The 15821-nt window shown below is 65.8% G+C and carries 9 protein-coding genes and 2 pseudogenes; 6 read left to right on the top strand and 5 right to left on the bottom strand.

What is annotated here, in order from left to right:
• The first annotated feature begins 4 nt into the window (after positions 1–4).
• The 4 genes and pseudogenes from JOD57_RS00260 to JOD57_RS00245 all read left to right on the top strand — a co-directional run bounded on the left by JOD57_RS00260 (position 5) and on the right by JOD57_RS00245 (position 3033).
• The gene (locus tag JOD57_RS00260) at positions 5–1168 is read left to right on the top strand and encodes a serine/threonine-protein kinase (RefSeq protein ID WP_204690053.1); all 1164 of its coding nucleotides are present in this window, start codon (positions 5–7) and stop codon (positions 1166–1168) included.
• A gap of 366 nt (positions 1169–1534) precedes the next feature.
• Positions 1535–1924, top strand: a pseudogene (locus JOD57_RS00255) (transposase); the annotation flags it as partial.
• Positions 1925–1956: 32 nt separating this feature from the next.
• The gene (locus tag JOD57_RS00250; protein WP_204695052.1) at positions 1957–2244 is read left to right on the top strand and encodes a hypothetical protein; all 288 of its coding nucleotides are present in this window, start codon (positions 1957–1959) and stop codon (positions 2242–2244) included.
• Between the two features lie 285 nt (positions 2245–2529).
• Positions 2530–3033: a hypothetical protein gene (locus tag JOD57_RS00245; protein ID WP_204690052.1), complete on the top strand. Its 504-nt coding sequence runs from the start codon at positions 2530–2532 to the stop codon at positions 3031–3033.
• A gap of 7 nt (positions 3034–3040) precedes the next feature.
• On the opposite strand, the gene JOD57_RS00240 is transcribed toward JOD57_RS00245, so the two are convergent.
• From JOD57_RS00240 to JOD57_RS00220, 5 genes and pseudogenes are all read right to left on the bottom strand, one after another.
• Positions 3041–5185, bottom strand: a complete 2145-nt coding sequence (locus tag JOD57_RS00240; protein ID WP_204690051.1) for a CHAT domain-containing protein — start codon at positions 5183–5185, stop codon at positions 3041–3043.
• A 44-nt stretch (positions 5186–5229) separates the two neighbouring features.
• Positions 5230–5573 (bottom strand): annotated as a pseudogene (locus JOD57_RS00235) (transposase); the annotation flags it as partial.
• Between the two features lie 347 nt (positions 5574–5920).
• Positions 5921–7660: a DUF8724 domain-containing protein gene (locus JOD57_RS00230; protein ID WP_204690050.1), complete on the bottom strand. Its 1740-nt coding sequence runs from the start codon at positions 7658–7660 to the stop codon at positions 5921–5923.
• Positions 7661–7669: 9 nt separating this feature from the next.
• Positions 7670–10741 carry a helicase-related protein gene (locus JOD57_RS00225; RefSeq protein ID WP_204690049.1) on the bottom strand — a complete coding sequence of 1024 codons (3072 nt, stop codon included), beginning with the start codon at positions 10739–10741 and terminating at the stop codon, positions 7670–7672.
• Positions 10728–12017: a sigma-70 family RNA polymerase sigma factor gene (locus tag JOD57_RS00220; protein WP_204690048.1), complete on the bottom strand. Its 1290-nt coding sequence runs from the start codon at positions 12015–12017 to the stop codon at positions 10728–10730. Before JOD57_RS00220 ends, JOD57_RS00225 begins: the two co-directional genes overlap by 14 nt.
• A 930-nt stretch (positions 12018–12947) precedes the next feature.
• Between JOD57_RS00220 and JOD57_RS26570 the strand changes: the two genes are divergently transcribed.
• Both JOD57_RS26570 and JOD57_RS00210 read left to right on the top strand, forming a co-directional pair.
• On the top strand, positions 12948–14447 hold the full coding sequence (locus JOD57_RS26570; protein ID WP_204690047.1) for an AAA family ATPase: 1500 nt from the start codon (positions 12948–12950) through the stop codon (positions 14445–14447).
• Positions 14448–15367: 920 nt separating this feature from the next.
• Positions 15368–15655, top strand: coding sequence for a hypothetical protein (locus JOD57_RS00210; protein WP_204690046.1), 288 nt, complete (start codon positions 15368–15370; stop codon positions 15653–15655).
• The last annotated feature ends 166 nt before the right edge of the window (positions 15656–15821 follow it).

The raw sequence follows: 15821 nt of genomic DNA, 5'->3' as shown, positions 1-15821 counted from the left end.
CCACTTGTGGCGGTACGTCTACGAAGCCGCCGCGGTCGAAGACTTGCGCCCGGTCTTGTCATCGATGTTCGGCATGCGTCAACGGGACATGACCCGCTTGACGGCCCTGCACCTGCTGCTCTCCGACGAGACGATCAGCCTCGTGACAGCGGTGGAGCGTCTTCTGCCTGCTCTCCCCAGTGTCGCGCGCATGGAACGGCAAGAACTGCAGGGGGCGGTCGTCGGGCAGGTGGACTGGGCGGCCACGGTGCAGCGACGCTACGCGGCATGGGACCCGACGCTGTTCGTCTGTGCCCGTCCCGAGCGGCGCTACGACACCATGCTGGCGCGCGCCGTGCGGGAGGCCCTTCAGCACCTAGAGGCCGCCTGCAGAGCCGCGTCCCTACGTCCCACAGGAACTCTTGGTCGTGTCGCCTGGGAGCGTCTGGTCTGGGCGGGTGAGACGCTCCGACACCGGAAACTGCGCGATGTCCGCACGGTTTCGCTCTCTGAGCGGGACCTGGAGGCCGTCCGGTCGAGGACTCTGGGACGTCCGGTGGCCGACTTCATCCGCCTGTACCGAGACCTGTTCCACGACCGCAGTCAGGAGACGATTGCGGAACTGGTCAGCCGGAGGGTCCTGGCTCCGCGGGAGACGTCCACCCTTCTCGAGTTGCTTGCCGGCTTCGGCCTCGCGGAGGCACTCGAACGGCGTGGGTTCACCCGTTTGCCGCCCGAGAGGCTGCTGGGGGCGCGAACACCGATCGCGCGACTGCGCTCAGCGGACAGGGAAGCGCGCATCTACTGGCAGACGTCGCTCTGGTCGATCGGCGCAACAGCTCGATCCTCCGGGCGGCTCGCCGAGGTGGTACGTGCTGCGCGACTGCCTCACCGAGACCTTCGCCCAGACCTGTTGGTCGACATCGAATCAACGACCGACCGGCGCATCTTCATCGGCGAGGTGAAGTACACCGAGAGGAGCCCTTCGAGGGCGGAGAGCCGAGGGATCCTCGACGCACTCGCCTATCTGAAGGATGCGGACGAGTACTACGTCGACAAGTCCTGGCGTCCGCACGCCTTCGTCGTCGCCTGGGGAAGTGAGGCTCGTCCTGCTGCCGATCTCGTGTCGGTCACAGATCTCAAGCGTGTGGATGACCTGGCGGCCCTGCTGACCGCTGGCGCCGCCTGAGGAACCGGGCAACATCGCTCGACGGTTCGATGTCCAAGTCGGGCGTCGCGGCGAGAATCCAAGTTCCGTCGTCGAACTGGACCTCGTAGACGGGTCCATCCCTCGGGTCGTCGAAGACGTAATTGAGCCGAAAGAACGGCTTACCGTTGCGGTCGAGCGCATTGCTGTCGCGGGTAGCCACCGCGCGGAATATCCCCAGGGGTCGCTCTGGCTCGTTCATGATCAAACCGTTGCTCCTGGGTCGGCCGGCACCGGACGAGTGTCCGCGGGTCGCTGCACGCGCTAGCTAGGGCGCTTTAAAAGACGTAGAGGAAGTAGGTCGTTGGGCAGCGTCAGGATGAGGTAGGTCGGCGCAGGGTGCTGGTCATGTCATCGTCGGCGTCTTCCTCGCCGCCGCGGCTGATCAGTGACGAGTTGTGGGCGTTGGTCGATCCGCTGATCCCACCCCGCAAGCCGGCCGTGCACGGCCGCACGGGCGACCACGGACCGCGGATCGGGACGTGCTCGAGGGCATCGCCTTGGTGCTCAGCACCGACGTCGGCTGGACCAAGCTGCGTACCGAGTTGGGCTACGGGTCCGGCTGGACCTGCTGGCGGCGGATGCACGAATGGTCCGACGCCGGCGTCTTCGATCGACTGCACACCGCCGTGCTCGACCGACTTGGCGAGCGCTGCCGGATGAACTGGTCCCGAGCCAGCCTGGACTCGGTCGGCGTCCGGGCGAAAGGGGGATGAGCTGACCGGCCCGAACCCGACCGGGACGTGGGCTAGCGTGGCGAGCAGCCAGCGGTGCGCCAGCTGCTCACCAAGGCCGGCCAGGCCCTTGCCGGCCTGGAAGCATTCTCCAACGGTCGACCGCCGTCCAGCGACGGCGACCATCTGGATCAGCCGCACCGGCGTGGGGTGATGGCAGCGATTGAGGCCAGCTCGCCGGCGCGGAGCGAGCGGCGGATCAGCCGCCACCAGCACCCCCAATCGGCCGCATCGGCGCCGAGTCGAGGCGGGACGGGGCGGGCCGCTGAAGCCAGGTTCAGTCGCTCCAACCGTCCGCGCTACGCGTTCCTCATCGCGGTATGAGGTCGAACCGGAGCCTTGGGCGGCATCCTCGGCTGCAATATGTCTCGCTGACTCTGCTCGATCATCTCTTGCGGGCACCCCTTCTGCGTAGGCGTCGATCCACTTAGACTCCGCACATGACTGCCGATTCGCCGACCAACCAGCATCCCCCGAACGACAAATCACCCGGAGATAAGCAATCTCTGAGGTCGGAAGATCGCCCTCTTCCGCTGAGGCGCGGGAAGTTCCGCCTCGGAAGGCTAACGGAACAAGACACGCAGCAGCCTCAGCATCAGGAGAATCCTGATGAACGAGAACGATGACGGATTCCAGTACTACGCCGACTTTGTTACCCAGCAACTAGCGGCCGAGGAGAATGCTGCCGCAGGCCTCACGGGCCGGGCCACATCTACGATTACAACGTCCGGCGCGCTTGTTACACTACTCTTAGCCATCGGAGCCGTAGCCCAGGAGTACGGCAAGTTTCAGCTCAATACGGCGACCACCGTCCTCCTAGTCTCCGGATTGTTCCTTTACCTCTGTAGCTCGCTAATGTCGTTGGCGGTTCTAGCCCCAACCCTTCGACGATCCGTTGATGCACAGGAGATGGCGTCAGAATTCCGGTCCGGCTGGCAAGATCCGCCCTCCAAAGCCCGCAGGAAGACGATGGCAACGGAGATAGAACTGCTCACTGAGATTCAAGAAGTGAACGACCGCAAAGGCAGTCGGCTCTTCATTTCCGTCGCTAGTCAAGCTATAGCGACCGCGTGTACGACCGGGGCAGTTGCGATAATTATTGCGTCTGCCTAAGGCTGAATTATCCTGCACCGAAGGACCGATAGGCGGCGAAGTCCATGATGTCAGAGAAGGACTCGGCATCGATGTCAAGTAGCATTTCAAGCGTTCGACGCGCCTCCCCCCTTACTCCAGGACGTTGATCCCGAAGCTCAGAATAGATATCAACGAGGTAGGAGCGCCACTTCCCCGAAAGTAGGTCGAATTGAGCTCGTCGAAGCGCTTGACTGGGGCTCTCTCGCCGAAATAGGACGCCGATCACCAGCAGTAGAGAGGTGATAGCGGCGAGATGCTCCTCCACAGGCCACAACGTGGAGACGACTGAGCGTGCGCCAGCAATATTGACCGCGGCATCCAGACCTAAATACTCGTCGACTGCGTCATCTGTCGATCGTTCAGCACCCGTCTCGCAGCCCGAGAGGATGGCCATCTCCGCGTGATTGAGATGCCAGGTGTTCATTATCTCATAAGCAGTGTGACGCCGTCGTCCCGCACCAAGGTAGCTCGCCGCCCAGTCGCTAGGATCCGAAAGCGCATGACTCGACCATAAGAGAAAGGGGAAGTCCGAGAAGTCCTCTGACATCTCCGAGGCGCGCCCTACGAGGGTGTACCAAGAAGGCTCACCAATCAGCGCCTTCAGTGCGCTCCACTCAAGCGGTTCAGGAATGTCGAGTGCTTCCATGTCCACGAAGGCGAACAGGAGGTTTTGCTCCGACGGGGCAGACGGGCCGAAGCGGGAACGTGCAGCGATATTCGCCATCAGGGACGATGAGTAGCTAACTTCGGCTCTGTCTAAGAGTGCGTCAGTCTTGAAGTACCTTGACATCAACGCGTGAAGCGGTAGTGCATGCAACTTCTTGTACGGCAGGATGAGGATCCGCTCAACGCACTCCACTCGTGTAAGTACAGGCAGGAGCGCGTCCCCGAACTCGGCTAGTAGGTCAATCAAGTCCTCACTGATTGAGACAAGCGGTTCTCGGCGCCTTGCGTCGATAAGCGCGGAGAGGCGCCGATAAAGAAGGTGACCGAAATAGCCTGTGGCGATGCGGACCCGTTCCACCCTCGGTTGACCACCTACGGAGTAGCCGATTAGGGCGTAGAAGTCTCGATCTCGCGTGTAATAAAGATGAATGACGCAACGCTGCGATTCGCGGGCGAGAGTCTCGGCCACCTGGGAACTTTTCAAGCCATGCATCACCGCATCGAAGGGACCACTAACCAGCCCCGCAAGGCCTGAGTGCTCAAATCTTCGACGCCAGAGCAGTTCGCGACCGACCGTGGACTTCGCTGAATCCAAGAGGGCAAAGGCATCGAGTGCCGGCCAAGCCTCCATGGCGTCATTGAGCGCAGTCTCAACGGTGGAATGCTCGGCCTTGAGCAAGTCGATCTTGTCCTGGACGGACTCAAGCATGGACACTCGTACAGCCAATGCATCAAAGGCAACAGCGGATGGCTGCTTGGTAATACCAACGGGTGGGGTCCGGCGTTTAGTTTGGGCTTCAGCTGAAAGCAGTCCAGCCTCCCACGTAGATTTGTTGCCTGTATTCTGCTGCTCCTCTCGTCTGATGGCGTCAGTCAAGTTCTCGATCGCTCCCTCGATATCGCCGGACGTCAACAGATTGATGCCGAGGTTTCCTATCCACATCCCGAGGCGGGGGGACGACTGCTGTTTAGCCGATTCAATGCCCAGCCTCATGAAGTTTGCGCCCGCTGCTAAGGCACCGAGATTCGAGTAGCCTAAGCCGAGCAGACCATAGGCATCATCCACTCGGTCGCCAGCAGGACGGGTTCGAAGATGCACAACATCTAAGAGGTCTTTGATGGCGGCCCGCGTCTTCTGCAGGTCTAAGGACTGTATGCGGGCCCAACTCTGAAAGATGAGCGCATCAAATTCCCGGTCAGGATCTTCGAGATGTGTTGCTACGGAAAGTGCAGTCGCGAAGTACTCCTCGGCTTCCTCAAGTTGGCCGCGCTCCAGGAAGATTTGGCCCAGGTTGATGCACGAACCCCATTGAGCCTCTAGGCGATCCTCGCGACGCGCGCGATCCAGTAGGGCTCTGTACTGCTCGATAGCGCTCTCCAGATTCCCCTCGGAGAGCTCGTGTTCAGCTTGCTGTTCCTGACTAGTGAAGTCACGCGGGAGGTTCTCCATTTCTTCGCTCCACACGGTAGCAATAGGCTATTGATCGGAGGCGGGCTCGGCCCTGCCTGGGAGACGCCATCCAGGCTGGCCCGGGACCAGTTCATCCGGCAGCGCTCGCCAAGTCGGTCGAGCACGGCGGTGTGCAGTCGATCGAAGACGCCGGCGTCGGACCATTCGTGCATCCGCCGCCAGCAGGTCCAGCCGGACCCGTAGCCCAACTCGGTACGCAGCTTGGTCCAGCCGACGTCGGTGCTGAGCACCAAGGCGATGCCCTCGAGCACGTCCCGATCCGCGGTCCGTGGTCGCCCGTGCGGCCGTGCACGGCCGGCTTGCGGGGTGGGATCAGCGGATCGACCAACGCCCACAACTCGTCACTGATCAGCCGCGGCGGCGAGGAAGACGCCCACGACATGTGCCACAGCCTGCGCCTTTGCCTTGTGGGCAAACAGAGCCCGAGGACCTACGTCCGCCACGACTCCTTGGGCGCCTTGGGGTACCGGTCCGACTCTGGTGTTACGTGCGCCCGGCCTCCGTCACATTGAACGTGCCGATGCAGTAGGCCCACGACACAGCGAGGCGCCCTGCGGAGCTGCCCTCCCCCGCCGGTGACGAGACCTCCGTATAGCACTCGGACGGCAACCTCTCGGACAGCCAGCGTGGAGGCGTGCTGACCGCACTTCGTAAGCCCGTGAGGTCCCCAGCCGTCTAACGGCGGCAGCCCCCCGGGGACGGGACTACGTCGGGGCCGCAGCTTCACCCTCAAGACAGGTGGAAGTAGCCGTGCTCACCGAACAGCGCCTTGCGGCTCAGGTGCATGTTGAACGCTCGGCAGGAAGGCTCGCCGACGTGCAGGCACGCGTTGCACGCACCTGCGCCGCGACTGCAGCCCGGATCCAGAGGGCAGCGCGACTCGCTTCGCACCACGGAAGTCAACAGGTCGTCGAGGTCCGTCTCGAACACGGCCTGCAGTCCGCCCAGGACGAAATCCCCCTTCGCCGCTGCGTACATGAAGAAGCCGAGGTGTGTCGGGACTAGGTACTCGCTGAGAGCGTCGCGGTCGATACCGGCGAAGACGGCGGTCTGCCGCAGGAAGCGATGAGCCGTGCTGTGGACGAGCTCGAAGATGTCGGATCCGACGGTCGGCTGAGGACGAGGGTCGCCAGGCAGCGGCATGCGGGTAGCTCGCAAAAGCTCGGCTCTGGCGGCTGCGGGACCTGCGGTCGCATCGAAGCCCGGCAGTTGGTGGCCGCGCTGCAACAGCCACATCGCGACCCTCACCGGGTCGAGCCTGACGAAGTAGGCCTCTGTCTCAGCGAGATCACCGTGCAACCGGTAGCCGTTCCCCCGGCGAGAGCGGAAGGGCACGAGGTGGGTGGCTCCAGCCTCGCCGCCTCCACGGGTGTAGCCGTACATGATGTTGAGGACCGGAAAGCGCTCGACGAGTTCGACATCCACGAGTCCGGCGGTCCTGAGAGCTGCCGGATAGTCGTCGGCGTAGCGATGAGCGAGAACGCTGTCGACCGGGGCACCGATGAGGTCGCCTGTGGTGATGCGTGACTCGGACAGGGCCGTGGCGATGTCGAGGGCCTCGTTCTCGGCCTCGGCGCGCTGGGCATCGTCCAAGCCGGTCACGGATTCCGGTGCGTCGTCTGCTGCGAGCTCTCCCCCGGTCTGTGCCAGGTCGGCCGCTTGCCGCGCGAAGGCCTCGCCGAAGCCGTCCCTGAGCAACTTCGCGAGGAAGGCGTCTCGAGTCGGACGGCCCTGCATCGTCTCAGGGCTCCGTGCCGTCATGCCCTGAACCACCCACTCCAGGGACTTGCGGGCGCCCCCGGCCGCAAGGAGGTCGCGCATGCGCTCGGGGCGCGGCGGATTCACGAGCACGGCGCCGCGAGGTGCATAGACGCTGCGGGCCTTGTGCACGTTCCAGGAGATGGCGCCCTGTCCACAGCCGGGGCACGACCGGTTGAAGCCGAGCCCTCGCATGACTTCCTGCTGACACGTGGGGCAGACGAACCGGATGTCGGACGCCTTGGCGCTGCGTGGAGCCACGAGCCGTACGTCGTCGTGAGCCGGACAGCGCCGGATGAAGGGCTCGACAACTGCCCCACAAGAGTGGAAGCCGACGAAGTGCAACTGCCCCCACCGCTGGGCGCCGCACTTGCACGCACGGTCGGCACGCTTGCCGATGCGCTTGCACGTGTCACAGACCCAGACGTTGGGATACCGCTCGACGGTGACGCCGCGACGCTCGTCGAGTTCGACGACCTCGATCCGCGCGCCACTGCGGAGGTCGGCGGCGACGCCGTTGTCGAGGCCGGCCTGCTCCCACGGCCGGACCTCTCGGAGGAGACGGCGGCGAATGACATCGGGATCGACTGCCAACGGCTGGGCGCTGGTCCACTCGACGACGCGGTAGATGCCCCGGCGGAGGTCGGCGGTCTGCTGGGGCAGGAAGGTGCGGAGGATCTGGGATCCGGAGCGCGTACCCAGGTCGGTCATGATCGGCTCTCAGTCGTGGATCGGGGCGCTGGCTTCGACGTCGCGCAGGGAGATCATGGGGCGGTCGGGCAGGACATCCGGCGACAGCTTCGAAGCGAGAGCCGGATCCTGCATGTTGGTGAAGTAGCCGCCCAACCAGATGCGGATCTCGTCACGCAGGAGCTCGTCGACGGGCCCCTCGAACCCGAGCGCCGCCGCGATCACCTGCGCCTCCGACGCTGCGGAGATCCCGTTGTCGCGGACGAAGTCACGCAGAGCCCGCACGGTGGTCAGGCGCTGGTTGACTGCACGAGGCTCCTGCAGGGCGAGGCGGCGCGCCTCGACTATGCCCGGCAGTGTCAGCCGCAGCACTCGCCGGCTCCGGCGTGTGATCGGGATCGGCTCGATGAACCGGTCCCCCTGGGTGACGAACGCGCCGAACTGCCTGAACACCTGAGCGTCCCGCTCGCGCCCGATCTTGTGCAGCACGTGGACTAGCCCCGGATAGCGGCGGCCGACTCGGGCGGAGGTCTGGATGAACTCCGCTGTGCCGAGGGGCAGGCCGAGCATCACCATGACGTTCAGGCGGCTGACGTCGACGCCGTGGGACAGCATGCTGCTCGCCGCCACCACGTGGATGCGCTGGAAGAAGTCGTCCTGGGGCTTCTCCAGTTCATCGAGGATCTGTCGGACGTCGTCGAAATCGGTCTGTCCGGTCAACTGGACGCTGTTAAGCGGACCTTCGACGGTGCTGTTGCTGCTCAGGCTTCGTTCGGCGGCCTCGACGTCGTAGAGCGTGGACCCGTAGATCACGTCAGTGCCGTACAGGCCGAGAAGCGCACTCGCATGGGCTGGATCGATGCCGGCTTCTGCACAGACCTCAGCGGGCTCGGTGACGAGGCGCCGGACAGACTTCTGCATCACATCGACCGTGCGGTCGGTGACGTGCTCGAGCGTGACACCACGCGGGGCCACGGCGACGAAACGCCGGAGGGGCTGAACGGATGGTCGGGTCCAGAACGACTCGCCGGTCCTAGGGCCGGGTTGCGGGAACACCCTGCCGTGACGCCGGTAGAGGACCTCCACCTGTCGCTGGTAGCCGGTGAGCGTCGCACTGGAGGCGATCACCTTGCTCGGCGGACCCTGCAGGTCGCCTTGCAGGTGATCGAGCAGGCTCTCGTAGTGGCTGTCGACCGCACCCAGGCTGTCCCGCAGGAGATGCAGCTCGTCCTGCAACCGGAGGGTGGCCGCATATCGGCTCCTCGGCATGGGGAGTTCCCGTCGCTGCCCGGTGCAATCGGGGACCAGACAGCCATTGGGGCGGGCGCTGCGCGGCGCGTAGCAGTACCCGTGCCCCGGCTCGCTGCAGATCCCCAACGGAGGGCCGACGAGACCCCGCATGGCCGCCTGGAGCCCAAGGCTGGCGGCCTTGTCCAGCGTGCCCAGGACCACGGTCGGCAAGAACCGGAAGACCTCCTGGTCCACGACATAGACAGGCAACGAGCGCTCAGGCCACGGGCAACGTTCATTCGGGCACTCATGTGCCAGGCGCCAGAACCTGCGGTCGAACCGCATGTTCAAGTCCCCCCGACAGAAGGGGCAGTGCAACAGCACCTGGTATCGGTCGGGCATCCCCGGGCTGTCGGGATCAGGGTCGTCGTCGGTCGCCTGCGGGACGATCTTGTTAGGCGTCCCCCCCTTGCCTACGAGGAAGCCGAGGCTGATCGGGGCACCGCGGATTCCGGCGCGCCGACGCACCAACTCGGCGCCGGCCAGTGCGTCGGCGAATCGCTGAGTCTGCTGAAGGGACAGCAGGCGCAGGGGGAAGCGGGACCAGGCGGTCAGGCCACTCGACTTGCCGGTGATCCGATCGTGGAGGGCAGCGGTCACCAGGAGGCCCAGATAGGTCTCCGTCTTCCCACCACCAGTGGCGAACCAGACCGTGTCGACGACGTCTGCGTCATGGTTGCTGTCGATGAGACAGCCGATGGTCTGCAGCAGGAACCCGATCTGGAACGGACGCCACCTGTCGTACCCACGACCGTTGGCACTCAGCTCGATGGCGTTGTTCATCAACTGGAAGGCCCGACGTAGCTGAGCGTCCTGCTCTAGCAACTGGAGACCCGTTTCCAGGCGAGAGAGCTCGGCCAAGACCTCGTGGGCTGCTTCCCGGGCCTCCGCGATCGTCTCGGCCGTCCAACCGCTGACCCCCGCCCGGGTCTCCAGGGTCTGATCGGACCAGTGCTCTTCGTCGTACTCGCGAAGCGCGGCCACGAGTGCCCGCATCGGCGGAAGGCAGTCCTCGGCTAGGACAGAAAACCGGAGGTCAGGCTCGGGGCGAGAACTGTTCCAGAACGTCGGCCGATAGGTGGTGACAGTGACCGTGTCAGTGGTGCGGAAGCCCTGCGGGGTCTCGTCGAGCAACGCGATACCGACGTTGATGCCATAGGCCGGGATCCGGCGGTCGTAGCGGAAGGAGTCAGGAAGCTGCTCGAGCTCGAACGGAGTTGTGTCCAGGCCGCGGACCTGCAGCACGGTCTCGTACAGGTGCGTGTCCTTGAGGACCGGATGCTGCTCCGGGCTGGTGTTCACCAGCTGGACGACCAACTCCAGCACGCCGTCCCGCTCTTCGACATCGACCCTGACCTCGGCAGACAACCCGTCGGCTCCGACGTCTCTCAGTGCCTGGGTGAGCCGCCGACGGCCTTCGACGGTCGATTCGGTCGGCTCGACCTTGACAGGCAGAGTCACTGCGACCTCGTCGCTTCGCACCCAGGGGCCACGCGGGTCGGCGGCTCCGCCCGGAGGATCGCGCAGCCAAGCGCGCATCTGGACCGTGACGTCCATGCTCCAGGGACCGGCGCCGGTAGGCCGAAGCCTCATGCCAATGGCACAGGGGTCGAGTCGCTCCCCACGGTCGCCCAGAACGCTGTTCTGGACCTCCTCCTCGCTGGCGAGTCGCCCCAGCCAGAAGGTGGCCCCCGGATCGACGTCGAGACGTTCCAGACCGTCGCCGCGGCCGGCTGCCGTGACGGCCTGATCGAGCCAGTCGAGGAAGCGACCGGCCGCAACGTCCAGCGGCTGGTCCTCAGGTGTTGCCATCAACCGTTCTCCACTTCGCCAGGCTCCGGCTGTCGGGCCGTCCGTCTCGACGGGCTCGCTTGCGCTTTACCCCTTCCCCGGCCTCGGCCTCGTCCTCCGAGACCAGCTTGGGGACGGGTGTCGTCCGTGAGTGATCGATCAAGTACTCGTACAGAGCCAGACACCTCGGATGCCCTCGCAGCCTCGTGAGGGCCTTGCCCTGGATCTGGCGGACCCGCTCTCGGGTGACCCCCAGGCCGGCCCCGATCTCGTCCAATGTCCGCCCGTCGTCTCCGGTGTCCAGACCGAAGCGCTCGGTGATGATCCACCGCGACCGGTCGGACAGACCGGCGGCGAGTAGCGCCGCCACATCCTTCTTCAGGGCCACAGCGACCAAACGCTCCTGGGGATCCCCACGTCCGTCCTGGTCAGCCTCGTCCGCGAGCAGGTCGCCCAGCGTGATGTCCTCGTCTCCTACCGGCTGATCCAGGCTCACGAGCCCCTGGTTCCAGAACAAAAGATCCTTCGCCAGTTCGACAGTGCAGTCGAGCTCCCTGGCCAGGTCCGCCGGCTCTGGCACACGCCCGAACTCGACGCGCAGATCGCGTAGGACACGGCGAAGGCGGACGAGCTTCTCATGGGCGTGCACCGGCAGGCGGACGAGTCCTCCACGGTCTGCGATCCCTCGCTCGATGGACTGCCTGATCCACCATGTGGCATACGTGGAGAACTTGTTGCCCATGCTGGGGTCGAACTTCTCGGCGGCACGCATCACACCCACGTTGCCGTCCTGAATGCGGTCCTCCAGCTCGACGCCCGCCGACGAATAACGTCTGTGCTTCGCGACGGAGACCACCAACCGCAGGTTGGCCCGGACGAGGTCCTCGTGGGCTCTCTCTCCTGCGGCCACCAGACGACGAAGGTGCGGCAGTTCCCGACGCGTGACGTCAGCGGCAGCGAGGCGCGACCGTGCCTCCTGCCCGGCGCGGATAGCGTTTCCGAGCTGCACTTCCTCGTGTGCGAAGAGCAGGCGGTGCCGACCGATCTCCCGCAGGTAGACCTTCAGCGCACTGACACCGGTCTCCGTGGCCTCTCCAGCTGCGGCGGCCTCGTCGGCATGCCGGCCCTTGCTGGAACTGACCTCCACGCCCAGCTCGTCGAGCTGCAGGAGCACCTCGCTCGCCTGGGCGCCAGTCAGTTGGCGACGGACGACGAGCTGCTGAACCGTCCGCTCGTCGAGTTGTCCACCCATGCGCAGCCAGTCGTCATGGAGGTCCTCGACAGCCTGGGCGATCAAGGGATCGTCGTCGGACCGGGTAGCCCGGGTCGGCTCCGGCGGGATCGCGAAGGGATCGCCACCGTCGTCCCAAACGTCCGAGTCGCTCTTGGCCTCCGGTGCACTGCTCCCGGCGGCTGCGCCACCGAGATGCGGCGCGTCCAGGACGGCCGGGGTGAAGGACGTGGGCGAATTGGTAGGCGAGGTCGACGATGGCGTCGACCTCTGTGCGCGAGGAGGCAGCGCGGGCTGAACGGGCCGTGCACGTCCGCCGGCCCCAGTTCCTACCCCGGCCCGGCTCTCCGCTGGCCGGGAAGAGCCGGTCGCAGCGGCAAGAGTCTCCACCAATGTCTCGGCGTCCATCGACTGGACACGCAACAGGTGGCGCAGCTCCGCCGAGGTCGGCATCCGCCCCAGCTCGGCCGCAAGCCGAACGATCTCCGCGCGTAGCTGCTCGGCGGCACGGGCGTGCTGCGGGCTGTTCCCAGCGTCCAACATGCACCCCCGCTCAGGACACCGATACGGAGGAGGACCATAAGTCCCCTCCCCGACAGAATCGGCAGTCCGAGGTACGAATTGACACCAGGGGCCCAAAACACCGCGCCTGGTCACCGTGTCGAGCTGATGCCCACCGCATGATGCGGGCGCTGTCCCGGGGGCGATCGGGTTGCCGGCACGACGAGCGACATCGGAGGCACCGGGCGAGGCCCGGGCGGCGTCTTCAGCGGCTCCGGCGGCCACGTGCAGTTAAATCTCCGGCGGATGGAGGGACAGGCAGCTCGACGTCCAGCGAACAGAGGGTCTGATCGAGTCGAGCGCGTCGGTCGCCTCCGCCGCCGGCCTCCCGTGGTCCCGGCGAAGACCAGCGATAGCCGGTCGCAGCGCGCGCAACGACCAGAGGCCTCCCGCGCCGAGCCGAACGACATCGAGACCAACGGAGACGATCCAGCCGTGACGGCACCGCAGCACGAGCTGCCCAACGCACAGTCCACGCTCGACGAGCTGATCGGCAGCGTCGACCTGGCGGCGCCTAGCACGACGAAGTTCGCGCGTCTCGAGACTTTCCTGGCGAGTTTGATGGGACTGAGCGCCGACGATGTCGTGGCGGCCACGATCAGCAAGGCCGGCAACTTCAGCGTGCGCGCCAACCAGTCCCAACGAGCCCGGTCGGCGCAGGTCTTCGTCGGTGTGGTGCCCGAATCCGCCGAGGTGCCGGCCACTCAACGGGCAGCGATTGCCCGGGTCAGGGCCGGCCTCTCCCCCTCCGTTCTTCTCGTCTGCCGCGGGTCAGGGGGGACCTGGGACGCCTCGTGGGCAGTCCAGCAACGACGCGCCACAGCAGATGGCCTGGAAGCGCTTCGCACCAGCTTGGGAACCGAGCCGGTCGAGGTCGAGGGCCACGTCGAGGACCTAACGACGGGTCCCAGCGTCCTCCCTCCCACGCTTCCCGGCTCCGTCCCGGTCACACGTCTGACGCTCGATCCGCGCACTCGGCGAATGCTGCGGCGAGCGGTCGCCGGCCGGCCCGCGGTGATGTTGGTGGGCCCCCCGGGGACGGGGAAGAGTCAACTGGTGAGCGAACTCCTCGCCGATGTCGTAGCCGACCCCTCGGTAGTGGGCATGGCGACGGGGCACGAGGCGACGCTGGTCACCCCGGACGAGTCCTGGACAGCGCGCGAACTGGTGGGCGGCGAGACGATCGACGACCGCGGTCGACTCCGCTTCGTCCCCGGGGCGGTGTTGCGTGCCGTCGCCGAGGACAGGTGGCTGGTCTTGGACGAGGCCAACCGCGCCGATCTCGACCGCGTCTTCGGTCCGCTGCTGACATGGTTGTCCGGCCAGCCAGTGCAGGTGGGTCGGACCAGTGGGGAGCCCGATGCCGGCCCGATCACCTTGGGCTGGGCCGAGGCAGCGCACTGTGCTGTCTCGGGGGCGGAGAACCTCCGGTCAGACATTCCCAGCCCCGAGCCGGTGCAGTATCTCGCCGGAAGCGAGTGGAGAATGCTGGGCACCTACAACGCTCTCGACGCCCATCGCGTGTTCAAGTTCGGCCTCGCGCTGGGACGCCGCTTCGCGCATGTGCCGGTCGGGGCGCCAGACACGGACGGATTCGGCGTGGCCCTTGCCGGTCGCCTCTCGGTGTTGCCCGATGCTCTGCGGGTCAAGATCGCTGACATCCTCACGGCGATCTACGCCGCCCACCGCGAGGTCGAGGGGGCGGTCCTCGGGCCCGCCGCATTCCTGGAGATCCCCAGTTATCTGGCGGGTGACGAGTCGGAGTACCACGAGGTGCCCGAACTGCTAGCCGAGGGCTATGTGACAGCAGTCGGAACCTGGTTGGCGCGTCTCGAAGAAGAGCAGCTCGACGCTCTCGGCCTCCGCCTCGCTGACGAGGACGTACTGGGCGCACAGTGGGACTGGGTCCGCTCTCAACTGACCGCTCTGCGTTGAGCACCATCTCGACCGGCGCGGAAGGCGGATTACACGCTGGGGCGCCTCTGCCCTGGCATGGACTATTGGAGGTGTTGAGCAGCTACACGGGCAAAGGCCAGCTGTACTCCGCAGTCGCGGCTGCACCCGGCCCTGACGAATGGAGCCCGGACGACGTTCGCCGCCGCGCTCGGCGGCACCTGTTCGAAGAGTGCATCCCTCTCATGCGACGCCTGCCGACCGCGCCGGCTGCGTGGCTCGATGCTCTCCCCGCAGAGGTCCTGACCGCGAGGAGCGTCACCGCTGTGCCCTCGGGTCGCACCGACTGGCCGCGCACTCGCCTGGCCGGGTGGCCACCCACCAGTGGCTTCGTGGGTCGTGAACGCCGCAGGGTCCCCGACCGAAACCTCGCCGAGGTGCTTTGCTGGACGGCCGACCGGTTGGAGCAAGTTCGCGTCGACGCATGCACTGTTGCTCCCCACTTGGATGCACTCGTGGTACGTCAGGTCCGCGCACTGTTGGACGCGCGGGCGCACCTGCCCTCGGAAGTGGACGCCCGTCCAGATCGGGGCACAGTGGCAGCCGCCAGTCGAGCCGGAACCCCGTGGAACGCTCTCGCGCGACTCGCTGCGGTCCTGCGAGAGGAAGACCGCAATCTCGAACAGCTGGCTCGGCGCATGCTCCTGCCGGATCCGGGCGTTCGGGGACGCCTGTTCCATCTCGGGTGTCTCGGGGTCGTGTTGCTCGCGCTGCGCTCGGCAGGCGGCGTGGTGACGAGCCTTCGCCCCCTGGGATTGGGTAGCGGACCAACCCACAAGGCCGTGGACCGGTGGGGAAGAACGTGGGACATATGGTTCGAAGCCGCGGGCCTCTGGAGCTACTACGGCTGGTCCAGTCCCTACCGCCGCCTGACGCGTCCTCTGCCGTCAGCCTCGCAACCCGTGGGCGCAGACCTGGCCGTCGTGTTGCCCGGCCAGGCGGCGCTCGCGATCGAGTGCAAGTACACGGATGACCTGTCGTACGTCGTCAGAGACGGTTACCACCAAGGGATGACCTATCTGGCCGAACTGGCCGAGGTCAACCGGCTGGCCGCAGTTGCCGTCGTCGGTCCCGACGGCGTGGTGCCGCTCGGGACTCGCACCATGACGGCGCTGGGCTCCATCGACCTGGTCCCAAGCGCAACCTTGGCGGCATGGGTCACGACGGCTGGCTCTTTCGACCACGCCTGACCGAAGGCCCTGGCGCTGTCGAGCGGAAGGACCGTCGAGTGGATGCCAGCCACCCTTCGCGAGCGCTCTGAGCGCTCGTTGTCCCTTCCTCGTCTGCTTCGCGGCTGACTGCGTCCGCCGGCGAGGCACGGTCGTCTCGGTACTCCGTTTTCCGGACGGCATGTGC

The organism is Geodermatophilus bullaregiensis (assembly GCF_016907675.1).
In the GTDB taxonomy this organism is placed as follows: domain Bacteria; phylum Actinomycetota; class Actinomycetes; order Mycobacteriales; family Geodermatophilaceae; genus Geodermatophilus; species Geodermatophilus bullaregiensis.
Note: the sequence above shows the minus strand (reverse complement) of the source record. Positions and strands in the feature narration are given on the sequence as shown.

Bases quoted from the DNA above. Each gene is read 5' to 3' on its own strand.
- JOD57_RS00245 (WP_204690052.1), top strand. From the start codon at position 2,530: ATGAACGAGAACGATGACGGATTCCAGTACTACGCCGACTTTGTTACC.
- JOD57_RS00230 (WP_204690050.1), bottom strand. From the start codon at position 7,660: ATGACCGACCTGGGTACGCGCTCCGGATCCCAGATCCTCCGCACCTTC.
- JOD57_RS00225 (WP_204690049.1), bottom strand. From the start codon at position 10,741: ATGGCAACACCTGAGGACCAGCCGCTGGACGTTGCGGCCGGTCGCTTC.